The 20,376-nt window shown below is 70.9% G+C and carries 24 protein-coding genes; 11 read left to right on the top strand and 13 right to left on the bottom strand.

Going from position 1 to position 20,376, the window contains the following annotated elements:
• Positions 1-22 precede the first annotated feature (22 nt).
• Together ABZV40_RS34190 and ABZV40_RS34195 are read left to right on the top strand one after the other, a co-directional pair.
• Positions 23-598, top strand: coding sequence for an RNA polymerase sigma factor (locus ABZV40_RS34190; protein ID WP_355451114.1), 576 nt, complete (start codon positions 23-25; stop codon positions 596-598).
• Positions 595-1,248: a Rieske (2Fe-2S) protein gene (locus ABZV40_RS34195; protein WP_355451117.1), complete on the top strand. Its 654-nt coding sequence runs from the start codon at positions 595-597 to the stop codon at positions 1,246-1,248. Before ABZV40_RS34190 ends, ABZV40_RS34195 begins: the two co-directional genes overlap by 4 nt.
• A gap of 248 nt (positions 1,249-1,496) precedes the next feature.
• Here the strand turns inward: ABZV40_RS34195 and ABZV40_RS34200 are convergent, their stop codons facing one another.
• From ABZV40_RS34200 to ABZV40_RS34210, 3 genes are all read right to left on the bottom strand, one after another.
• Complete coding sequence (locus tag ABZV40_RS34200; protein ID WP_355451120.1) at positions 1,497-1,943, bottom strand: hypothetical protein; 447 nt, start codon at positions 1,941-1,943, stop codon at positions 1,497-1,499.
• 168 nt (positions 1,944-2,111) lie between these two features.
• On the bottom strand, positions 2,112-2,480 hold the full coding sequence (locus tag ABZV40_RS34205; protein ID WP_355451123.1) for an AtzH-like domain-containing protein: 369 nt from the start codon (positions 2,478-2,480) through the stop codon (positions 2,112-2,114).
• Positions 2,481-2,556: 76 nt separating this feature from the next.
• Positions 2,557-2,754, bottom strand: coding sequence for a hypothetical protein (locus tag ABZV40_RS34210; RefSeq protein WP_355451126.1), 198 nt, complete (start codon positions 2,752-2,754; stop codon positions 2,557-2,559).
• Positions 2,755-3,016: 262 nt separating this feature from the next.
• Between ABZV40_RS34210 and ABZV40_RS34215 the strand changes: the two genes are divergently transcribed.
• Genes ABZV40_RS34215 through ABZV40_RS34230 form a run of 4 tightly spaced genes read left to right on the top strand, consistent with a single transcriptional unit; the run spans position 3,017 to position 5,892 of the window.
• Complete coding sequence (locus tag ABZV40_RS34215) at positions 3,017-3,454, top strand: universal stress protein (protein WP_355451129.1); 438 nt, start codon at positions 3,017-3,019, stop codon at positions 3,452-3,454.
• Positions 3,451-3,894 (top strand): OsmC family protein, encoded by a 444-nt coding sequence (locus tag ABZV40_RS34220; RefSeq protein ID WP_355451132.1) that lies wholly within the window; start codon positions 3,451-3,453, stop codon positions 3,892-3,894. Before ABZV40_RS34215 ends, ABZV40_RS34220 begins: the two co-directional genes overlap by 4 nt.
• Positions 3,891-5,285 (top strand): DUF4389 domain-containing protein, encoded by a 1,395-nt coding sequence (locus ABZV40_RS34225; protein ID WP_355451135.1) that lies wholly within the window; start codon positions 3,891-3,893, stop codon positions 5,283-5,285. The genes ABZV40_RS34220 and ABZV40_RS34225 overlap by 4 nt, the downstream gene beginning before the upstream one ends.
• A gap of 34 nt (positions 5,286-5,319) precedes the next feature.
• The gene (locus ABZV40_RS34230) at positions 5,320-5,892 is read left to right on the top strand and encodes a CBS domain-containing protein (protein WP_355451138.1); all 573 of its coding nucleotides are present in this window, start codon (positions 5,320-5,322) and stop codon (positions 5,890-5,892) included.
• Between the two features lie 41 nt (positions 5,893-5,933).
• Here the strand turns inward: ABZV40_RS34230 and ABZV40_RS34235 are convergent, their stop codons facing one another.
• The 5 genes from ABZV40_RS34235 to ABZV40_RS34255 all read right to left on the bottom strand — a co-directional run bounded on the left by ABZV40_RS34235 (position 5,934) and on the right by ABZV40_RS34255 (position 10,466).
• Positions 5,934-6,866, bottom strand: a complete 933-nt coding sequence (locus tag ABZV40_RS34235; RefSeq protein ID WP_355451141.1) for a hypothetical protein — start codon at positions 6,864-6,866, stop codon at positions 5,934-5,936.
• A gap of 2 nt (positions 6,867-6,868) precedes the next feature.
• On the bottom strand, positions 6,869-7,522 hold the full coding sequence (locus ABZV40_RS34240) for a LiaF domain-containing protein (protein ID WP_355451144.1): 654 nt from the start codon (positions 7,520-7,522) through the stop codon (positions 6,869-6,871).
• Positions 7,519-7,938 carry a DUF4342 domain-containing protein gene (locus tag ABZV40_RS34245; RefSeq protein WP_355451146.1) on the bottom strand — a complete coding sequence of 140 codons (420 nt, stop codon included), beginning with the start codon at positions 7,936-7,938 and terminating at the stop codon, positions 7,519-7,521. Before ABZV40_RS34245 ends, ABZV40_RS34240 begins: the two co-directional genes overlap by 4 nt.
• Positions 7,939-8,010: 72 nt before the next feature.
• Positions 8,011-9,318, bottom strand: a complete 1,308-nt coding sequence (locus tag ABZV40_RS34250) for a phosphoribosyltransferase family protein (protein WP_355451149.1) — start codon at positions 9,316-9,318, stop codon at positions 8,011-8,013.
• Complete coding sequence (locus ABZV40_RS34255; protein WP_355451152.1) at positions 9,315-10,466, bottom strand: site-2 protease family protein; 1,152 nt, start codon at positions 10,464-10,466, stop codon at positions 9,315-9,317. The genes ABZV40_RS34250 and ABZV40_RS34255 overlap by 4 nt, the downstream gene beginning before the upstream one ends.
• Before the next feature lie 164 nt (positions 10,467-10,630).
• On the opposite strand from ABZV40_RS34255, the gene ABZV40_RS34260 reads away from it, so the two are divergent.
• The 3 genes from ABZV40_RS34260 to ABZV40_RS34270 all read left to right on the top strand — a co-directional run bounded on the left by ABZV40_RS34260 (position 10,631) and on the right by ABZV40_RS34270 (position 13,421).
• The gene (locus tag ABZV40_RS34260) at positions 10,631-10,882 is read left to right on the top strand and encodes a hypothetical protein (protein ID WP_355451155.1); all 252 of its coding nucleotides are present in this window, start codon (positions 10,631-10,633) and stop codon (positions 10,880-10,882) included.
• Position 10,883: 1 nt separating this feature from the next.
• Positions 10,884-12,008 carry a Gmad2 immunoglobulin-like domain-containing protein gene (locus ABZV40_RS34265; RefSeq protein ID WP_355451158.1) on the top strand — a complete coding sequence of 375 codons (1,125 nt, stop codon included), beginning with the start codon at positions 10,884-10,886 and terminating at the stop codon, positions 12,006-12,008.
• A gap of 102 nt (positions 12,009-12,110) precedes the next feature.
• Positions 12,111-13,421, top strand: coding sequence for a wax ester/triacylglycerol synthase family O-acyltransferase (locus tag ABZV40_RS34270; protein ID WP_355451160.1), 1,311 nt, complete (start codon positions 12,111-12,113; stop codon positions 13,419-13,421).
• Here the strand turns inward: ABZV40_RS34270 and ABZV40_RS34275 are convergent.
• The 5 genes from ABZV40_RS34275 to ABZV40_RS34295 form a co-directional block, all read right to left on the bottom strand.
• A complete protein-coding gene (locus ABZV40_RS34275; protein ID WP_355451163.1) occupies positions 13,378-14,475 on the bottom strand; it encodes an ABC transporter permease in 1,098 nt (365 codons plus the stop codon). The genes ABZV40_RS34270 and ABZV40_RS34275 overlap by 44 nt on opposite strands.
• On the bottom strand, positions 14,472-15,641 hold the full coding sequence (locus ABZV40_RS34280) for an ABC transporter permease (protein ID WP_355451166.1): 1,170 nt from the start codon (positions 15,639-15,641) through the stop codon (positions 14,472-14,474). The genes ABZV40_RS34275 and ABZV40_RS34280 overlap by 4 nt, the downstream gene beginning before the upstream one ends.
• Before the next feature lie 3 nt (positions 15,642-15,644).
• On the bottom strand, positions 15,645-16,568 hold the full coding sequence (locus tag ABZV40_RS34285) for an ABC transporter ATP-binding protein (protein WP_355451169.1): 924 nt from the start codon (positions 16,566-16,568) through the stop codon (positions 15,645-15,647).
• Positions 16,528-16,989, bottom strand: a complete 462-nt coding sequence (locus tag ABZV40_RS34290) for a universal stress protein (protein WP_355451172.1) — start codon at positions 16,987-16,989, stop codon at positions 16,528-16,530. The genes ABZV40_RS34285 and ABZV40_RS34290 overlap by 41 nt, the downstream gene beginning before the upstream one ends.
• Positions 16,990-17,284: 295 nt before the next feature.
• A complete protein-coding gene (locus ABZV40_RS34295; protein WP_355451175.1) occupies positions 17,285-17,599 on the bottom strand; it encodes a hypothetical protein in 315 nt (104 codons plus the stop codon).
• A 200-nt stretch (positions 17,600-17,799) separates the two neighbouring features.
• On the opposite strand from ABZV40_RS34295, the gene ABZV40_RS34300 reads away from it, so the two are divergent.
• Positions 17,800-18,687 carry an ABC transporter ATP-binding protein gene (locus ABZV40_RS34300; protein ID WP_355451178.1) on the top strand — a complete coding sequence of 296 codons (888 nt, stop codon included), beginning with the start codon at positions 17,800-17,802 and terminating at the stop codon, positions 18,685-18,687.
• Complete coding sequence (locus ABZV40_RS34305; RefSeq protein ID WP_355451181.1) at positions 18,684-20,264, top strand: ABC transporter permease; 1,581 nt, start codon at positions 18,684-18,686, stop codon at positions 20,262-20,264. Before ABZV40_RS34300 ends, ABZV40_RS34305 begins: the two co-directional genes overlap by 4 nt.
• Positions 20,265-20,376 lie beyond the last annotated feature (112 nt).

Consider the following 20,376-nt stretch of genomic DNA (forward strand, 5'->3'; position numbering starts at 1 on the left):
AGGGGTGGGGAGGGTGACACACGTGGCTCAACGGTTCCGCGCCCGGTACGACGCGCCCGCAGACGCCGAGCAGGATCCGCCGCGCTTGCGTGTGGTCGACATGGACGCGTACCCGGACTGGGATGCCATCTACCGGGACAACGTCGAGCGCGTCTACCGGTTGATGTACGCGAAGGTGGGCAACCGACCGGATGCCGAGGACCTCACCACGGAGGTGTTCGTGACCGCTTTGCGGCCCATGCACGCCTCAGCGAGCGTGGGGGAGGTTCGCGCGTACCTGTTGGCCACCGCACGCACGGTTCTGGCCACGTTCTGGCGGCGCACCCTCGGCCGGGAGATCACCACCTTGGACGAGGAACGGGACGTCGGCCTGCTGACCGACGACCCGCCCCCGGAGGACACCGGCGCATCCGAGGTGGAGAAGATCCTGGCCGAGCTGCCCGACCGGCACCGGCGCATCCTGCAGCTGCGTTTCCTGGAGGGCTGCTCCATCAAGGAGGCCGCGGTGGAGCTGGGGATCAGTGTCAGCAACGCGAAGGTGTTGCAGCACAGAGCCTTGCGCCAGGCGACGGCGGTGGCGGAGGGGATGCGGACGTGAGCCCTGCGTGGAAGTTCGTCGAGGACATGCTCGCCCGGCGACGGGTCCGCCGCACCGAGACCACCGAGGACGACGCGGCCGACATCCGCACGGCGATCCTGCTCAACTCCGCCCGGCCCGGCGGTGATCGGCCGGACGAGGAGTTCGTGGCCAGGCTCGGCGCCCGGCTCGCGGCCGAGGCGGAGGGCAAACCCGAGGTCAACAACCGCCGCAGGTTCGTCCAGACCACCTCGGTGGCCGCGGCCGCCGCCGTGCTGGGTGCGACCGTGGATCACCTGGTCCACCCGTCTCTCCCCACCGAAGAGGCGACCATCGTGCCCGACCACGGGCAGTGGCGGGTTGTGGTGTCGTCCGCTGACCTGGTGGAGGGCGCGGTGCGGCCGTTCGACCTCGGCACGGTCACCGGGTTCGTGCAACGGGCCGGTGGCGAGGTGCGCGCGGTGTCCGGAATCTGCACACACCTGGGGTGCAGGCTCGCGCTGGACACGGCGGCTCCGCGGTTGAACTGCCCGTGCCACCGCACGGCGTTCACTGTGGACGGTGCGGTCGCGTTCCACCAGCTGCCCGCCGCTCCGCCGCCGTTGCCCCGGCTGGAGGTCCGGGAGAACGCGGGGAACGTCGAGGTCCTGGTGCCGCAACGGCCGGTGTGAGAAGCAGCGGTGAGAGGGGCCGCCCCCTGGCACTCCGTGGTCGGTCGGGGTACGGGGCGGCTGCCGGCGGCGGGATTTCCCGCGAGCGGTGCCATGACGCTCATCGACAACCCCGCCGCCATTCCTCCTCTGAGCAGGTAGCCGGAAGTCAGCTGAGCAACCCGCCGTCTGGTTCAGTGGATGAAGGCGCCCTTCATCCACGTAACTGCCCGGCAGACGGGTTGCGGGCAAGACCTCTGGCAGGGCGCTCAGCCGCAGTCCGGCGGGGCGAAGGGCAGGTCGACAAAGCCGTCGATGGTCTCACCGGTGTCCAACCGCTTGGCGTGCACCGACATGCGGTTGGTCTGGTTGTGCTTGGTCGGGTTCGGATGGACCTCCCTGATCCCCTCTGCCGTGGAGACGTCATCCGGGTTGCTGAAGAACCCGACACCGTTGTCCGCGAAGGACACCGACCAGTGTTGCCCGACGGCGGTGGCGATCTCGAACTCCTCGCCCGCCACCAACGGATTGCCGACCGGACCGTCGTCGTCGTACTGGGACTTCAGTTTCCACGAAGTGCCCAGCGTGCCGACGCCGTTCGTCTTCACCGCCGGGCCGCACCTCCGGGCACCTGCCTGCGCGATGCCACCCATCACACCGCTGACGACAGCCAGGCCACTGAGGGCGATGGCGATCCCGGCCGTTGCTCTGCGCATCAAACCTCCTCCCACTCCGTCTGGACACTCACATGTGTCGATACGCAGGAGGGTTACAGCTCCCGCAGGGCTGCCGCCGTCTGGTCGTCGATCGGCGAACCCCGCTGGTGCCGGACAACGTCAAGCCGGTCGAGCAGGTGACACCGGCGGAAGTCCTTTGTAGACGGTTCAGGGGCGGAACTGCCAGTCGATCTCGGTGCTGATCTCCGAGACGTGTGCGCTGACGATTCGCCAGCCGGCGGGCATCCGCACCCACGTTTGGCTCTGCCGGCCCACGACTGGCCGGCCGGGGTAGCGGAACAGGGTGGTCACCACGGCGGTGTCGGTGCCGAAGGTGGTGATCCGGGTGTCCCGGCCGTCGAGCGGTCCCTGGGTGGCGCGCCACGCGCGCAGTTCGTCGATGCCCTGCTGGTGGTCGGCGATGCCGAACCGGACGGTGGCCGGGCTGGCCCAGAACGACTCGTTCAGCACGGCGTGGTCGCCGGCCAGCAGTGCCGCTTCGTAGCGTGCGAAGGCCGCCGACACCTCGGCGTGCACGGCTGGGTCGTCGGCGGCCGGGGCGGGGGGGCCCGGGGGCGCCGCCCCCGCCGCCCCCCGACCGGGCTGGTGGTGTTCATGAGGCGGCTGCCGCGGGCTTGGCGTCGATCAGGTCCGTGGCGGCCGGCTGCGGCTCGCCGCCGGACGTCGAATCGCGGTGGAACGATGCGAACACCGCGCAGACCACGGCGAAGAACAGGTAGCCCAGCGCGACCTGACCGCCACCCGCGTTCCAGCCGATCTGCTCGGCGTGGATCAACCCGACGAACGACAAGAGCTACTCGGAAACCCGGTCCGGTGACCAGCAGGGCACGACTCGCCGCCCTTGTCGTGGTGGATGAAGGGACCCTTCATCCACCCCAGGTTCAGGAAGGGTCCCTTCATCGACAACGCTCGCCGCGTGGGCGGGCTCGCAATCCTCGGCCTCGCACTCGCCGGCACCGTGCCGATGGTCGCCTCCTGAGAGACGAAGGTCCCGAGCAGGGCGGGCCCCGGGCCACTGACCGGTGGGCACGCTCCGCGAGACGCTGAAGTACATGAGCGACAGCGAACTTCGTCCGATCGTGGTCGGCGTCGACGGGTCCGCGGCCGGCGCGGCGGCATTTCGCTGGGCCGTTGAGGAAGCGCGCCGGCACGACTGCCCGATCGACGCCGTCTCCGTGTGGCACATGGACTACGGCGTGATGATGACTCCAGGAGCGGCTGAGGCCGGGCTGGACCCGGCCGGCATCGAGGCGGAGAACAGGTCCGTGCTCGACGCGGCGACGGCGGATGTCGACGACGTGGACCTGCGGCGGGTTCTCATCGAAGGTGACGTGAAGAGGCTGCTGGTCGAGATGTCCCGGGACGCGCGGATGCTCGTCGTGGGCAACCGAGGACACGGCGCGGCGGCCGAGCTGCTCCTGGGGTCGGTGAGCGCCTACTGCGTGCGCCACGCGAGCTGTCCGGTCGTCGTGGTCAAGGAGACCTCGTGAGCACGCGATCGCACCGCCTCACCGTCCGGCACGTCCGCGACGACGAGTACGCGATCCGGCTTCGCGCCCACGAGCTGCACACCGACCAACCGGAAAGCGATCGCGCGCCGTCACCGATCGAACTGTTCGTGGCATCGCTCGCGACGTGCGTCGCGCACTACTGCGGGACGTACCTGCGTCGGCACGAACTTCCAGAGGACGGGCACGCCGTGCACGCCGAGTACGAGATGGCGGCCGATCGGCCGGCTCGGGTGGCCGCGATCCGCGTCCGGGTGCACGTCGACGCTTCGCTCACACCGCAACAGAAAGCGGCGTTGCAGGCGGTCGTGAACCACTGCACCGTCCACAACACGCTCCGGCAGCCACCGGTGGTCGAGATCCGGGTCGACTCCGGCGATCCAGCGCCCGCCGAGCGACAAGAAGCAGGGAGGCAGCGATGACTGCGGCAGCCACCGGCTATCCGGTGCACGTGCACGCGCGGCTCGACTCCGGCCTGAGCCGGTGGTTGTGGCTGGTGAAGTGGTTCCTGGCGATTCCGCACTACCTGGTGCTCGTGTTCCTGTGGGTGGGGTTCGCGGTGTTCAGCGTGGTGGCGTTCTTCGCGATCCTGTTCACCGGGCGCTACCCGCGGGTGTTGTTCGACTTCAACGCCGGCGTGCTGCGCTGGTCGTGGCGCGTGGCCTACTACACCTACGGGGCGCTGGCGACGGACCGCTATCCGCCGTTCAGCCTGGGCGCCGAGCCGGACTACCCGGCGACGCTCGACATCGCTTACCCGGAGCACCTGTCCCGCGGTCTGGTGCTGGTGAAGTGGTGGCTGCTCGCGATCCCGCACTACCTGATCGTGGGGTTCTTCGTCGGTGGCAGCACGTACGTCACCTACCAGGCAGGCGAGACGATCCGCAACTCGGGCGGCGGCCTGATCGGTCTGCTGGTCTTCTTCGCCGGGGTGGCGCTGCTCTTCACCGGCCGGTATCCGAAGAGCCTGTTCGACTTCGTGCTCGGCATGGACCGCTGGGCGTTGCGCGTGGCCGCCTACGCCGGGCTGATGACCGACGCCTACCCGCCGTTCCGGTTCGACACCGGCGGCGACGAACCCGCCACGACGACGATCGACCAGGCGCCGAAGCCCGCCCCTGAGCACCGCGGCTGGACACCGGGGCGCGTGGTCTCGGTGGTGATCGGGGCGCTGCTGCTGATGACCGGTGGCGCGATCGGCGGCACCGGCGGGTTCGGGCTCTGGGCGGACTCGACGCAACGCGACGCGGCGGGGTTCCTCAGCACCGGTTCGGAGTCGTTTCACGGCACGGGCTACGCGCTGGAGTTCGGCACGGTGGAACTGCGCTGGACGGACGCGGACTGGGGCCTCGCGGACAGCTGGCTCGGCGAGGTCCGGGTGAAGGCGGACGACGACGTCTTCATCGGCATCGCCAGGACGGACGACGTCACGCGTTATCTGTCCGATGTGGAGCATGATGAGGTGAGCATGGTTCAGTCGCGGGTGACTTACCTGCACCGCGGCGGCGGTGCGCCCGCGGATCCCGCCGCGCAGAACTTCTGGGCGGCCTCCGGCACCGGCCAGGTGACCTGGCGGGCCGAGCAGGGCAACTGGACCGCGGTGGTGCTGAACGCCGACCGCTCACGGGTGGTCGACACCCGTCTCGCGGCGCAGGCCGAGGTGCCCGCGCTGCGGCCGGTCTCGATCGGCCTGATCGTCGGTGGCGGCGTGATGGTGTTGCTGGGGCTGGCACTGATGCTGGCGGCCGCACTGACTGCCGGACGGTCCCGGCGTGACGACACGTCCGCCGCCCCGGCGGGACCGACGCCGTAGCGTCGGTGAACAGCTTGACCTGGAGGTGGTTCGGGTGCGCGCGTTCGACGTGATGTCCGCTCCGGCGCTGACGGTGTCACCGCGGACGACGGTGGAGAAGGCCGCGGCCCTCTTGGCGGAGCACGGATTCGCCGCTCTGCCGGTGATCGGCGACAACGGCGAGCTGGCCGGTGTGGTCTCCGGAGAAGACCTGCTGCGCGAGCAGCTGAGGACGCGGCGCACCGCACAACGGGTTGCGGACGCGATGAACCCGTGCGCGGTGGCCGTGGACGCCGACATGCCGGTGGGTGAGGTGGCCAGGCAGCTGCTCGGCCACCACTACCGTTCACTGCCGGTGGTCTGCGACGGCGTGGTGGTCGGTGTGGTGAGCCGGGAGGACCTGCTGCGCGCGCTCACACCACAAGACGAGGTGAACGCGGCGAGAGTGAGCAAGTTGTTGTGCGACAACCTTGGCGCTCGCCCGTGGGACGTCGTCGTGCTGGGTGGCGCGGCCACGGTTCTGGGCGTGTTCCACAACCACGACGAGGAGCTGGCCGCGAGGGATCTCGCGGCATCCGTGCCGGGGGTGCGTTCCGTCGTGGTGCAGCCGTGCGCGTCCCCGGCCTGAGCTCGTCAGGATCGAACACGACGCCTGTTCAAGTGGCCAACTCACTGCGTGCGACGCATCCACCTGCCACCGAGGCTCGTCGCGAGCAGCACCGCACCGGCGACGAGCAGCAGCACCCCACCGCCCACCGCGCCATCGGTGAGGTCCCACACCAGCTCCGGCACGACGATGGTCGTCGCGACCACACCTGCGACGAGCAGAACCGTTGAATGCACACCGAAGTAGATGACGAAGCAGACGACCGCGAGGCAGGCGGTGAGCGCGTAGGCGACCGGGGCATCGCCTCCCAGCGGTTGCTGTGCACCGAACAGCGCCGTGGCGGCACCGACGGCGAGCGCGAGCTGGGCCGGCCTCAGAACGTCCACGAGGGACAGGAACAGTCCGGCCAGCCCGAGCGCGAACAACGCGGCGCCGCTGGGGAGCGCGCTGTCGGGCGCCAGTTCGGTGATCCACGCGATGACCGTGAGAATCGCTCCTGCCGCCAGGACCAGGTATGCGAACGCCGTGGTGACGAGGACGTAGGCCGCGACCGCCACGAGCAGACCCGTCGTGGTGCCCACCACGAACTGGTGCGAGCTCGCTGCCGTGCCCGCGGTGAACGCCGCGGTCACGGCAGCGAGCGAGAACAACGTGCTGACCACACGACGTCGGCGATGCGCGACGGACCGCACTGCGGACATCCCGCCCGCCACCGCGAAAGCGGCGACCACGAGACCCGCGGTGGCGGCACCGAGCACCCCGACCCTGGCGAGCCGGGTCAGGTCCTCCCAGGACACCCCGAGCACCAGCGCGGCGCCGCCGAGCACCAGGCCGCCGCCGAGGTAGGCGGTGACCTCGGCGAGGCGGTCGGCGATCCGCGGCGGTGCGGCGGTGTCCTCGAGAGCCGCGACCACCGCCTCTTCCTGCTCTGCTGACAGCACTCCTCGCGCGGTCAGCGCGTGCAGCGCCTGCTTCTGCCGTGCGGTCACCGCCATGGTCACTCCTTCGGCCGGTTCGCCACCACGACGGCACCGAACAGCGCGGTGCCGTTCACGGTCAGGACGGGCGCGTCGTCGGGAAGCTCGCGCTCGTCGTTGCTCGTCTTGTCGTCGATGCCGCCCATGAACGGCAGGCCGCCGACCGACACGCGCCAGCCTTCCGGCACGAGGACGTCGACTCCGCCGAAGAGCGCGAACGCGTCGACGTCCGCGTCCGTGTCGATGTGCGCCTCACGGAGGTCGAGCGTCGCACCTCCGAAGATGGCTGAGACGTCGGCGTGCCGCAGGTGCTTCGACCGCTCTTTCGTGCTGGCACCACCGAACATCGCGACGGGAGTGCGGGTCCCGTGGTGCCGGCGCAGGCCGACGAGCACCGCGACGCCCACCCCGGCGAGCACCGTGGGCAGCAGGAGATTCCCGGTCGTCCAGTCGAGCGTGCCCGCGAGCAGCACGAGGCCGAGCACGACGATCACGACCGGCCCGAGCGACACCCGCCGTTCAGCGGCCATGGCGACGAGGCCGAGCACGACCACGGCCGCGGGCCACCAGTTCGCGATGACCGGACCGGAGTCGAGCACGCCGACCGCGTCGAGGATGCCGAACACGCCGAGCGCGAGCAGCACCAGCCCGACCCAGAGGCGGACGGGTTTCACAGCTGCTCTCCCTGGCGTTCGACCTCGATGGTCCAGTCGCTCGCGAGTGCGGCGATGGCACCGATGGCCGTCACGACGGGCGCGGCGATCGCGGCCACCACGCCGGCGGTGACCGGGACCTCCATCACGGTGTGTCCCTTGTCGTTCTTGATGATCAGACGCCGGACGTTGCCCTCGTGGATGAGCTGCTTGGCCTTCTCGACGAGTGCGTCGCCGCGCAGGCGGGTCTCGGACTTCTGTTCGATGGACATGCTTCTTCTCCCTTCCACCACCACGATCTCGCTGCGCGTGGCCGCGGGGCAGTGACCTTCGGTCATGTGTGCGGGGCCGTCGGCCACTGCCGTGTCGACGGCGTCACGCAGGTCGCCTCGTTCGGTCAGCACCTCGCCGCGCCACCGCCGCGGCCGCGCAGGCACCACCGGCACTGCTCGACGAAGCCGAAGCCGCACCCGGTCTGCGCGCACGCGGCTCGCAGCACCGCGCGGCGATCATGCACTGGGCCTCGCGGACGACGTCAGGTGACCGGTGAACCAGTCGCGGGCCAGCCGGGCGGCGGTGTCCAGTGCGTCCGGCTCCTCGAACCGCTCGTTCGCGCCGCGCACCACGACGAGCCGGCGCTCGCACCGCAGCCGTGGCACGAGGCGCTCGTGCAGCGCGATGCCACGCTCGTCCGCACTGCCGACCACGAGCAGCGTCGGCGGGCGCACCCGGCCGAGCCACGGCTCGGCGAGGTCCAGCTGCCCGCTCAGGCTCACCACGGCGCACAGGTCGCTGCGCGGATCGGCGGCGGCCCTGAGCGCGGCCGCGGCACCGTTGCCGATCCCGAAGCATCCGACCGGCAGCAGCCGGTGGTTCGCCTCGCCACGAGCCCATCTCGTGACGGCGGTCAGCCGGTGGCCGAGCAGGTTGACGTCGGACACGGCCGCGCGGTCGAGCTCCTCCTCGTGGGTGAGCAGCCCGGCCAGCACCGTCGCCACCCCGGCGCGGTTCAGCTCGGCCGCGAGGTGGCGGGTGCGCGAGCTGTGCCCGGCGCCGGCACCGGCCTGGGCGAAGACCACGCTCGCGATGGGGTGATCCGGCACCGCCAGGTCGCCCTCCAGCCGCACGCGGCCGACCGGCACCTCGATCGAGCGTTGCCGCGCGCCGCGGCCGAGGGGAGGCGAGCTCGTGGCGGGCGGTGTGAGCGCACGGATGACCTCGGCGTCGCTGACCTGGCGGAAGTCGTCGTAGTGCCGGCCCACCGCGTCGAGCTCCGGCGGTGTCGTGACCGCCACGACCTCGTCGGCGTCCTGGCGCAGCAGGCTGATCACGTCCGGTGGGCACACCGGTGTCGCGAAAACCACGCGGGCGGCACCACGTGCGCGGGCGACCTGGCAGGCGGCACGCGCGGAGGCGCCCGTGGCGACACCGTCGTCGACGACGATCACCGTGCGTCCTTTGACCCGGATTGCCCGCGACAGGCGGTAGCGGCGCAGTCTGCGCAGGAGCTCACGGCGTTGCTCGTGCTCGACGGTGGCGAGTTCTGCGTTGGTGACGCCCGACAGCCGCTGCACGCGACGGTCGAGCACGCGCACCCCGCCTTCGCCGATGGCGCCCGCGGCGACCTCCGGCTGGAACGGCAGTCCGAGCTTGCGCACCACGACGACGTCCAGTGCGGCGCAGAGCGCGCTCGCCACCTCGACCGCCACCGGAACGCCACCGCGCGGCACGGCCAGCACGACGACGTTCCGGTCACGCAGGTGGCCGAGGCGCGCTGCCAGGAGGCGTCCTGCCTGAGCGCGATCGCCGAACCTCATGACGGCACCTCGTGATGACCGATCGGCACGCTGCGGGACAGTTCGAGCGCCCACGCCACGTCCTCGGGTCCGACGACACCCACGAGACGCTGGTCGCGCAGGACGAGAACGACATCCCGTCCCTCCTTGAGCGGCACGCGGCCGAGCACGTCGAGCAGCTGCTCGTCGGGGGACGCGACCGCCGTCCCGGACGGGGTCCGGCACACGTCGCCGATCCGGGTGTTGAGGGGGTCCGGCACGCGGGCGAGTTCCGCGAGACCGATGACACCCACAGCGGTCCCGTCGAACGACACCACCGGGAACACCAGCCGGTGCGGACCGGAGACGAGGCCGTCCAGGAAGGCCCGCACGGTCCACCAGCCCGGCGCGACGGGCGGATCCGGGGTCATGACGTCCCGCACCCGCACGCCGCCGAGCTGGTGCGTCATCTCGTTCGCGGACTGTTCCGCCGCGCTGCTGACCGTCAGGTAGGCACCGAGCAGCACCAGCCACAGCCCGGACAGCGCGCCGGCGAACACCTGCATCAGCCCGAACGCCACCAGGACCAGACCGAACGCCCGGCCCGCGACGGCCGCGGACTTGGTGCCGCGATGCTCGTCGCCCGTACGCCACCACACCGCTGCCGCGAGCACCCGGCCGCCGTCCAGCGGTGCGGCGGGGACCAGGTTGAACACGGCCAGCACGCCGTTGGTGATCGCCAGCCACAGCAGGGGAGAGGTGATGAGCGCGGGGACGCCCCACGCGCCGAGCGCGGTGCCGACGGCGCCCACGAGGATCGCGACGACCACGCTGGTCGCCGGACCGGCCACGGCGATCAGGAACTCGGCTCGCGGGCTGCGCGGCGCCGACGACAGCCGCGACACGCCGCCGAGCAGCCACAGGTCGATGCGGTCGACCCCGACGCCGAACCGTTGCGCGACCAGGGCGTGTGCGAGTTCGTGCGCCAGCAGCGACAGCATGAACGCCAGTGCGGAGACCACACCGGCGATCCAGTAGACGACCGCCGCGTGGCCCGGTGCCGCCTGCGGGAGGACGGACATCGCGACCACCTGGGCGATCACCATCACCGCCACGAGGGTCGACCAGTGCGCGCCGACCGCGATCCCGCGCAGCCGCCCGAGCGGAACCGAAGGCAGTCCGGTGTTCATGGGTCCAGCGTCCCGATCCGGTTCGCGCTGCCGGCAGAGACCGAGGTCCGCCGTGTTCGCGGCAATGGTCCCTGACCGATGCCCACCTTGGGTTCTGCGTCCCGGGAAGTGACTGAGAGCAGGCTCTCCTCAGCTGCCTGGAACGCGGAGGAGTGGGGTGCGAAATGACCACCGACGGCTACACGGCGAGGCACCGGGCCATGCTGCAGGCGATCGCGGACGGACGTGGCGAGCTGGTGTGCGGACGCACCCCCAGCCTGAGCGTGGATGGCCTGTGGTGTGACTTCACCGCCACGGTCGAGCTGTTCACGGGCGGGTTGTTCCGCCCTGCGCGCGAAGCGGCCGCCGGTACATCGGCGCCGGCAGTGCTGACTGCGTCCGGTGCCCGGGTTCTGCGCTCGTTCGCGGCGGCCTGACATGACCAGACGAACGAAGATCGTCATTGCCGGAGTGGCCGCCACCGCCGTCGTCCTGGGACTCGTCGCCGTGCTGATCACCTTGCGGGGCAACAGAACGGAACCGGCGGCGCCGGCCTCCACGACCCCGACCTCCCCACCGGCCTCGCCGAGTGCCGAGACCACGAACCTGCTCGTGTACTTCCACCGCGGCACGCCGGGTGATCCGGGCAAGGTCGTCGCGGTGCGGCGTTCGGTGCCGAAGACGGCGGCGGTCGCGACCGCCGCGCTGAACGAGCTGCTGCCGGGACCTGCGGCGGCGGAACAGGCCGACGGCTACTGGTCGATGTTCGTGCCCGCGACGGCGCGCTCCCTGAAGAGCGTGCGGGTGGCGGACGGCGTCGCGTACGTGGACTTCCACGACTTCCGCACCGTCATCCCGAACGCGAGCTCCAGCTTCGGAAGCACGGCACTGCTCGCCGAGCTCGACACCACCCTGCGGCAGTTCCCGACGGTGAAGTCCACCGTGTACTCGTTCGACGGTGACGTCGCGTCGTTCTACCAGTGGTTGCAGCTGACCCCGCCGGGAGTGGGCGGCGAGGCCGAGGCGGTGGCCGCGGCGAGGTTGTTCCTGATCCAGTACGCGGGGATGCGGGTGGTGTTCGGCGGGCCGTTCCACCGCACCGGCAACGGGCTGGCCGAGCTCGTGTGCTACCCGGCGAGCCCGAACGACGACACCAGACCGGTCACGACGTTGCCGACCGTCGTGTCGTTGCAGCGGTTGAGTGACCGGTGGGCCGTGACCGGCACCCGTGCGGACGTGATCCAGGTCGACACGCCCAAGAGCGGTGACGTGCTTCGCTCGCCGGTGTCCGTCAGCGGAAGGGCGCACGTGTTCGAGGGCAACGTCACCGTGCGGGTGATCACCGACAGGAACAGGGTCGGGATCGGTCGCGGGTTCGTGACCGGCGGCGGTGACGCGTTGCGCCCCTTCGCCGGGCAGATCGCCTTCGCACAGCCGAACGGTGGCGATGGCTGGGTGTTGTTCCAGGAGGAGTCGGCCGCGAACGGCGACGTCGTTCTCACGACGGCGGTACCGGTGACGTTCGCGGGTGCGGCGGAACCGTCGGCGACGGTGCAGAGCTGACGGTCGCACCGGTTCGAAACAGCCGGAGCAGGGCCGAAGGGCTCGCGGGCGGCGGGACGCAGGACCGTGGGCGGCGGAGTCCGTTGGTGCTGCACTGGAGGAATGGACCAGCTCAGCCCTTTGGACGCCGCGTTCCTCGAGGTGGAGGACGCCGACCCGCACGCCTCACTGGCGATCGCCTCGGTGGCGGTCGTCGAAGGACCTGCGCCGAGCCACGACGAGTTCCTCGCGCTGATGCGGTCGAAGCTTCCGGTCCTGCCTCGTGCCCGGCAGAAGCTCGTGCGCACGCCGCTGGACCTGAGCACACCGGCGTGGCAGGACGATCCGTCCTTCGACCTCACGTACCACGTGCGCCGCACCGCGTTGCCCGCGCCGGGCGGTGACGCGGAGCTGTGCGCGCTGGTGGCGCGGATCATGGGGCAACGGCTGGACCGTGATCGGCCGCTGTGGGAGTACTGGGTCGTGGAGGGGCTCGCCGACGGGCGCTGGGCCGTCCTGGCGAAGGTGCACCACTGCATGGCGGACGGTGTGAGCGGCACGATGCTGTACGACGTGATGTACGGCGATGGGCCCGCGCCCGAGCCTGCTGGAGATGGTTCCTCCACGAGTCTGTTTTCGTTGCTGGCCAACGTGGTTCGCGCACCGCTGGCACTGGCAGGTGGGGTGCTGTCGCTCGCGCTGTCGCTGTTGCCGGTGCGCCCGTCTTCGCTCTTCGGGCAGATCGGCTCACCTCGTCTCTACCGGGTGGTGCGAGCCTCGCTGCCCGAGGTGAAGGAGGTCGCCCGCACCTTCGGGGTGACGGTGAACGACGTCGTGCTGGCCGCGGTCAGCCAGGCGTATCGCGCGCTTCTGCTGCAGCGCGGCGAAAGGCCGTCCGCGCACAGCATCCGGACCATGGTGCCGGTGTCGGTCCGCGGTGACCGGCGGCTGGACAACCAGGTCAGCCTGCGGCTCGCGTTCCTGCCGGTCGACGCGGAATCCGCGGTGGAGGCGCTTTCCCTGGTGCACCAGCGCTTCACCGACGCCAAGCGGGGGCATCAGGCCGAGTCCGGGCACGCACTGGCCCAGCTGGCGCGGCACGAGCCGTTCGCACCGCTGGCGTGGAGCGTGCGGCTCGGCGCCATGATGCCGCAGCGCAGCATCGTGACCGTCACCACGAACGTCCCGGGCCCTCGCAAGCCGTTGCGGGTGCTGGGCCGCCGGATCGTCGAGATCCTGCCGTACGTCCCGATCGCCATCCGCATCCGGACCGGCATCGCGGTGCTGTCCTACACCGATCGGGTGGCGATCGGCATCACCGCCGACCGCGCCAGCACCTCCGACGTGGACGTGCTGGCCGAGGCGGTGCACGAGGCGTTCGCCGAACTGCTCACCGCGTCACGGCACGACGCAGCGTCCACGCACCGAGGCTGAAGAGAACGGCGGCGAACCCGAGCAGCACGGCCAGGTTCGGCGCGATGGTGAGCAGATCGCCACCACGTCTGGTCAGTGCGCTGAAACCGTCGTTCGCCCAGCCGTGCGGGGTCGCGAACGCCAGCTTCCGCAGCACGGGGCTGAAGAACTCGAGCGGCACCATGCATCCGCCGAACGCGGCGAGGCTCAGCCCGAGCAGGATGCCGGCGCCCGTCGTCTGCTGCTGCGTGCGGCAGATCGCCCCGAGCAGCAGCCCGGCGCCGCCCGAGACGAGCGCGAAGGCGCACAACAACGCAGCGGCGGCGAGCGGGTCACCCCAGCGCACGCCGAACAGCAAAGCCGATCCGACGAGCACGATGAGGCCCTGCAGCAACGCGATCGCGACCCGGCCCAGTGCCTCACCGGCCACGACCACCCGTGCGGACGTCGGGGTGGCGAGCATGCGGCGGGTGACGCCGAGCCGGCGGGTCTCGACGAGGAACGCCGCCGTGGTGAGCGCGTTGAGGAAGGTGAACACGATCAGCTGGTTCGCCGCGCCGAGGTCGAACCCGGAGTAGCCCTCCGGGAACAGCGCCTGACCGGCGGTGCTCACGCGCACCTCGACCGGTGCGACGCGGGTGGAGTCCACAAGGGACAGCGCGGTGGTGCGGTCCAGTCCGGTTCGCGCGGCGACGAACTCGCCCGCCGCGAGCCGGTTGGCCTCGCGGGTCAGCGAGGTGGTCACGAGCATCCGCAACTGCTGACCCGTGCGGTCGGCGCGGACGAGGAGCCGAGGAGCGTCGCCCGTTGTCCGCACGAGTCCGGCGCTGATCTCGCCGTGTTCCACCGCCGTGCGCAAAGCGGGCTCGTCCGGGAAGGCCCGCACCCGCACCGCGGGGTCGGTGCTCAGCGCGCCGGCGTCACCCACCACCCCGACCACGGGTGTCGTCGCGCCACCGAACGCGGCGCCGATGATGAACACCAGCATCAGCGGCAGCGCGACGAGGAAGAACAGGCCGGTGCGGTCGCGCAGCGCGCGGTGCACGTTCATCCAGCCGATCGAGAGGACCTTCACGGTCGCACCACCTTCCGGAACAGCAGCAGCGCGACCGCACCCGTCACCGCGGCGAACAGGGTCATGGCCGCCACCGACGGCAGCACCGCGGTGACGCCACCGCCCGCGAGGTCGGCGAGCCCGCGCAGGAACCACCGGTGCGGCGCCAGCAGGCTGAGCTTCTCCAGCAGCCCTCCCGCCTGCGAGACCGGGAAGAACGCGCCACCGAGCGCGCCGAGCACGATCGCGACGATGGCCTGCCAGCCACCCGCCTGTTCGGACGTCTTCGCGATGGCCGCGACGACCGCCATCGCGCCGGTGGCGGCCAGCACACCGGACAGGACCAGCGCCGCGACTCCGACGGGATGCCCCCAGTGCGCGCCCATCAGCAGCGAGCTGGCCACGACGAGGACCGTCATGCTCACCACCCCGACGGCCACACTGGTCAGCAGCTTTCCCGCGAGGATCGACGAGCGGGGCACCGGCGCGGCCAGCAGCCGGGCGAGGGTGCCGTTGCGGCGTTCGTCGAGCAGTCCGGTCACTCCCGGCTGCACCGCGAAGAACAGGAAGAACACCGCCATGCCCGCCGCGTACTGGGTCTTCGCGTCGAGCTGCCGGCGGCCGGTGGTGTCCTCGGCGACCACGGCCCGCGGCAGGGCGGTGGCCGCAGCCGCGGCGAGCTCCGCGGGCGGCGTCGACACTCCTGAGTGGACGGTCGCGGCGACGGCGGTGCGGACCGCGGCGAGCCGGTCGGTGTAGGCCTGGGCGAGCGATCGCGCGATGTCGGTGCCGGTGGGTGCGTCGACGTCGCCGACGACCTCGATCCGCGCGGCGCGCCCCGCCTGGACGTCCTCGGTGAGCCCGGCGGGCAGCAGGAACGCCGCGGTGGCCGTGCCGTCGTCCACCAGGGCTCTGGCCTCCCGCTCGGAGGAGACGGTGCGCAGCTCGATCGCACCGGAGGCCGCCGCCTTCCGCAGCACGTCGTCGGTGAACGCACGGGCGACCACACCTCGGTCGGCGTCCGCGACGGCGTAGGTGAAGAGCTGACTGTCGCCGCTGATGTTGCCCAGGATCAGCGTGAAGACGCCGGCGAGCCCGAGGGGGAGGACGATCGCGAGCACGTACGCGGTGCGGTCACGGGCCCGCTCGCGCAGGTCGCGTGCCGCGATCAGCAATGCGTGGCGCACAGCTCACTCCCTCAGCGCTTTGCCGGTGAGGTGCAGGAACACGGTTTCGAGGTTCGGCTCGGTCACCTCGACCGACCGCACCACGACGCCGTTGGTGGAGATCGCCGACAGCACCGCGGGAAGACATTCCCGAGCGTCGTCGACCACGAGTTCGAGGCCGTGTCCGTGCGGCGCCACCCCTCGCACGTTCGCGATGGCGCCGAGCACGGCGGTGGCGTGCGTGAGATCTCCGTCCAGCTGCAGCGAGATCCGGTCGCGCTCGCCGAGTCGTTCGACCAGTTCCCGCCGCGTGCCTTCGGCGATCAGCCGACCGGAGTCGATCACGCCGACCCGGTCGCACAGCCGTTCGGCCTCTTCCATGTAGTGCGTCGTGTAGAGGATCGCCATGCCCTGCGCGGCGAGGGCGCGGACGTTCTCGAGGATCTGGTTGCGGCTCTGCGGATCCACGCCCGCGGTGGGTTCGTCGAGCACGAGCAGCCGCGGTTCGTGCAGCAGCCCGATCGCGACGTTGAGCCGCCGCTTCATCCCGCCGGAGTACTCGCGGCCGAGGTCGTCGGCGCGTTCCGCCAGCCCGACGACGTCGAGGACGTGGTCGACCCGTTCGCGGGCGGCGCCGTAGAGGTTCGCGAAGAACCGCAGGTTCTCCCGGCCGGTGAGGTCCGGGTAGAGCGCGAGTTCCTGCGGCACGTACCCGACCAGGCGCTTGGCGGCGATGGCGTGCGTCGACATCGCGATGCCGTCGACGACCACCTCACCGGCGTCGCGTTCGAGCACGCCGGTGATCATCGAGATCGTGGTCGTCTTGCCCGCGCCGTTGGGACCGAGCAGGCCGTAGGTCTCGCCCTCCGCGATCGTGAACGACACGTCGTCCACGGCCAGAACGTCGTCAAACCGCTTTCTCAGGCCGGAGCATGAGAGGACCGTCATGGCGCGCTCCCTCCAACGGCACGGCGACCACGGGGCAGCGGGCGTTTCTGAGGCAGTAGGTCGTGATGGAGCTCAGCACCAGCACACCCGCCTTGTGGTACCCGTGGTCGCCGACGACCAGCAGATCCGCATCGGCCGAGCGCGCCACGAGCGTCGGGCCTGGCTGCCCGTACGGCACCTCCTGGTCGATGCGCACGCCGTCGACCGCCGTGCCGAGCTCCTCCACGGCGGCGGCGAGTTCCTGGCGGTGCTTGCCGGTGAACGGACTGCCAACGGCACCGGTCGACCGGCTGAGCTGACACACGGACAACGCCAGCACGGACGCGTTGGTGCGTTTGGCCTCCTGGACGGCCCAGGCGAGCGCTGCTCTCGCGGCCGGTGATCCGTCGACACCGACGACGATGCGGGACGGGGAGTTCATGAGTGGCTCCTCGGGTGGGATGTGCCACTCAGCGTGCCTGTGCGGGGAGCACGTGGCGCAGGGGCTTTCGTCCCTGGCCTGCGCGCGGAAGGGACCGTCCACTGAGGATTCGAGGGCGCCGGCGCGCGGGTGTTCGACTGTGACATCTGCGTCCTGCGCGCCGACGCGAGACCCACTTTCGGGCACAAGTCCCGTTCGTGCCAGGGACTTATGGCCTGGTCTGCGGTCCGTTTCCGATGCGGAGGCCGTGACCGGGAGAGTGCGGGGACAGGTTGCTGGCCTGCTCCTGCACCGCTCACGACGCCGTCGAAGGCTCACGGCGCCGCTTCGTGAGGCGCCGATGCCCGCCGAAGATCATGTGCAGCAGCCCGATCCCGGCGACGAAGCCGAAGTCGTACCAGTTCCCGTTGTTGTGCACCTCGTAGATGCTCACCCGGTCGGTGAACAGCGAGATGATGAACGTGACGGGGTAGATCAGGCCGTGCCACAAGCCCTTCCAGAACCCGGCGAGCTGTTGACCGTCCACGTGGGACACCACGTTGGGCCCGGCGGCACACGCCGTGACGACCAGCGCCACGGCAACGAGAAGCAACCACAGCTTCGTCTTCATCGCGGCCGGCCCTTCTCCGCTGCGATCAGCTCATCGATCCTCATCACCGCTCCTGGAGGTTCGTGTCCTCCTACCAGCGTCGGACCGATCCGCCGTGGCGTGGCAGGGCCTCAAGTCCCCGGACGGCAGGGACCAGGCCTGGTCCTCGGTGGTGCCCGAAGGCACTCGGACGCGAGCGGCAGGCTCCCTACCGTCGAGGCATGACAGCAGTGATCTCCGTGTCCGGCCTGCGCAAGGCGTTCGGCCGGACGACCGCACTCGACGGTCTCGACCTGACCGTCCGCGCCGGCGAGGTGCACGGGTTCCTCGGGCCCAACGGCGCGGGCAAGACCACGACGCTGCGCATCCTGCTCGGGCTGCTGCGCGCCGACGCGGGCAGCGTCACGTTGCTCGGCGGCGACCCCTGGCGGGACACCGCGACGTTGCACCGGCGCCTGGCGTACGTGCCGGGGGACGTGACGCTCTGGCCGAACCTCACCGGTGGCGAGGTGATCGACCTGCTCGGCAGGTTGCGCGGAGGGCTGGACACGCGCCGCCGCACCGAGCTGCTCGACCGGTTCGAGCTCGACCCCACCAAGAAGGGACGGGCCTACTCGTCGGGCAACCGGCAGAAGGTGGCGCTGGTCGCCGCACTGGCGTCGCGGGCCGAGCTGCTCATCCTCGACGAACCGACCGCGGGCCTCGACCCGTTGATGCAGGCCGTGTTCGAGGACTGCGTCGAGCAGGAGCGGCAGGAAGGCCGGACCGTGCTGCTCAGCAGCCACATCCTCGCCGAGGTCGAGAAGGTCTGCGACCGCGTGAGCATCATCCGGCAGGGCAGGACCGTCGAGACCGGTTCCCTGCAGGAACTGCGGCACCTCACCCGCACCTCGATCACCGCCGACCTCTCGCAACCGCCGAACGGGCTGGCCGTGCTGCCCGGCGTGCACGAGTTCCACGCCGAGGGCACGCGTCTGCGCTGCCAGGCCGACACCGACCAGCTCGCCGACGTTCTGCGGGCGTTGAGCGCGCTCGGTGTGCGCAATCTCGTCTGCCAGCCGCCCACTCTGGAGGAGCTGTTCCTGCGGCACTACGAGGTGACGGCGTGAACGGCACGCTGCAGCTGATCCGGCTCGCGCTCCGCCGGGACCGCGTGCTGCTCCCGGCGTGGCTGAGCATGTTCGTGCTGCTGGCGGTCGGTTCCGCGGCCGCGACGAGGGACATGTTCCCCAGCACCGAATCCGTTGTCGCCGCGGCGGACGGCATGAACGGCACACCCGCACTCGTCGCCGTGTACGGGCGGATCTACGACCCGACGTCGATCGGCGCGCTGGCCATGCTGAAGGCGCTGGCGACCGGAGCGATGATCCTGGCGGTCTTCTCGATCATCATCGTCGTGCGGCACACGCGCTCGGACGAGGAGTCGGGACGACGCGAGCTGATCGGCGCCGGAGTGGTGGGCAGGCACGCACCGCTCGCGGCCGCGCTCACCGTCGCCGCCGGGGCGAACGTCCTGCTGGGGCTGGTCACCTCACTCGGCCTGGTCGGCGCGGGCCTGCCGGTGGACGGCTCGTTCGTCTTCGGGCTGGCGTGGATCGGTGTCGGGCTCGCCTTCGCGGCGATCGCCGGGATCACCGCGCAGGTGGCCACGTCGGCCCGTGGTGCGATCGGTCTCGCGGTGGCGGTGCTCGGCGTCGTGTTCGTGCTCAGAGCAGTGGGTGACACGGCGGACGTGGCCGGGCCGCGTTGGCTGTCGTGGCTGTCCCCGCTCGGGTGGGGCCAGCAGTTCCGTCCCTACGCCGGCAACCGGTGGTGGGTGCTGCTGATCACCCTCGGGTTCGCGGTGGTGGCCGCGGTCGTCGCGCACCTCCTGGCCGTCCGGCGTGACCTGAACGCGGGTCTGCTGCCGGATCGACCGGGTCCGGCGACGGGGAGGCTGCGCGGTGTCTTCGGGCTCGCGTGGCGGCTGCAACGCGGTTCGCTGCTGGGATGGGTTCTCGGGTTCGTGGTCTACGGCGTCCTCGTCGGGAGTGTCGCGGGCAGCATCGGCGACATGATCAGCAGCCCGCAGGCCGCCGAGCTGTTCAGGAAGCTCGGCGGCGACAACGCGTTGACCGACGCCGTGTTCGCCGCGATGTTCGGCTTCCTGGGGGTGATCGCCTCGGTGTACGGCCTCCAGACGGCGATGCGGCTGCACAGCGAGGAAACCGAGCTGCGCGCCGAGTCGTTGCTCGCCACACCTGTCACGAGAGGGCGCTGGGCGGCGAGCCACGTCGTCATCGCGCTGGTGGGCACGGCCGTCCTGCTCGTCAGCGCCGGTCTGGCGGCCGGAGCGGTGCACGCCGCACAGGCGGGCGACCTGTCCGTCGTGGGCAAGGTGCTCGCCGGTGCGCTCGTGCAGATTCCCGCCGCGTGGGTGCTCGTCGGGATCGCGGTCGCCGCGTACGGCCTCGCACCGCGGCTGGTCGTGGTCGGCTGGTCCGCGCTCGCGGTGTTCCTGCTGCTCGGCGAACTCGGCCCGATGTTCGGCTTCGACCAGTGGCTGATGGACCTCTCGCCGTGGGCGCACCTGCCGAAGGTGCCGGGATCGGCCGTCACCGCGACTCCGCTGGTGTGGTTGCTCGCCCTCGCCGCGGCGGGCCTGATCACCGGGTTCGTGGGGTTGCGCCGGCGGGACGTCGTCTGAGCAGGTAGCCAGAAGTCGTCTTCGCAACTCGCCGTCCGGTGAGGTGGATGAAGGGCGCCTTCCTCCACCTGAAAGCGATGTATGGCCCCGTAAAACACCGAACACACCCGGA

It is taken from the genome of Lentzea sp. NPDC004782 (assembly GCF_040609115.1).
In the GTDB taxonomy this organism is placed as follows: Bacteria; Actinomycetota; Actinomycetes; order Mycobacteriales; family Pseudonocardiaceae; genus Lentzea.

What these genes read in the sequence shown, in the direction of transcription:
- ABZV40_RS34200 (WP_355451120.1), bottom strand. Translation starts at nt 1,943, where the DNA reads ATGCGCAGAGCAACGGCCGGGATCGCCATCGCCCTCAGTGGCCTGGCT.
- ABZV40_RS34215 (WP_355451129.1), top strand. Translation starts at nt 3,017, where the DNA reads ATGAGCGACAGCGAACTTCGTCCGATCGTGGTCGGCGTCGACGGGTCC.
- ABZV40_RS34225 (WP_355451135.1), top strand. Translation starts at nt 3,891, where the DNA reads ATGACTGCGGCAGCCACCGGCTATCCGGTGCACGTGCACGCGCGGCTC.
- ABZV40_RS34235 (WP_355451141.1), bottom strand. Translation starts at nt 6,866, where the DNA reads ATGGCGGTGACCGCACGGCAGAAGCAGGCGCTGCACGCGCTGACCGCG.
- ABZV40_RS34250 (WP_355451149.1), bottom strand. Translation starts at nt 9,318, where the DNA reads ATGAGGTTCGGCGATCGCGCTCAGGCAGGACGCCTCCTGGCAGCGCGC.
- ABZV40_RS34255 (WP_355451152.1), bottom strand. Translation starts at nt 10,466, where the DNA reads ATGAACACCGGACTGCCTTCGGTTCCGCTCGGGCGGCTGCGCGGGATC.
- ABZV40_RS34260 (WP_355451155.1), top strand. Translation starts at nt 10,631, where the DNA reads ATGACCACCGACGGCTACACGGCGAGGCACCGGGCCATGCTGCAGGCG.
- ABZV40_RS34265 (WP_355451158.1), top strand. Translation starts at nt 10,884, where the DNA reads ATGACCAGACGAACGAAGATCGTCATTGCCGGAGTGGCCGCCACCGCC.
- ABZV40_RS34270 (WP_355451160.1), top strand. Translation starts at nt 12,111, where the DNA reads ATGGACCAGCTCAGCCCTTTGGACGCCGCGTTCCTCGAGGTGGAGGAC.
- ABZV40_RS34285 (WP_355451169.1), bottom strand. Translation starts at nt 16,568, where the DNA reads ATGACGGTCCTCTCATGCTCCGGCCTGAGAAAGCGGTTTGACGACGTT.
- ABZV40_RS34290 (WP_355451172.1), bottom strand. Translation starts at nt 16,989, where the DNA reads ATGAACTCCCCGTCCCGCATCGTCGTCGGTGTCGACGGATCACCGGCC.
- ABZV40_RS34295 (WP_355451175.1), bottom strand. Translation starts at nt 17,599, where the DNA reads ATGAAGACGAAGCTGTGGTTGCTTCTCGTTGCCGTGGCGCTGGTCGTC.
- ABZV40_RS34300 (WP_355451178.1), top strand. Translation starts at nt 17,800, where the DNA reads ATGACAGCAGTGATCTCCGTGTCCGGCCTGCGCAAGGCGTTCGGCCGG.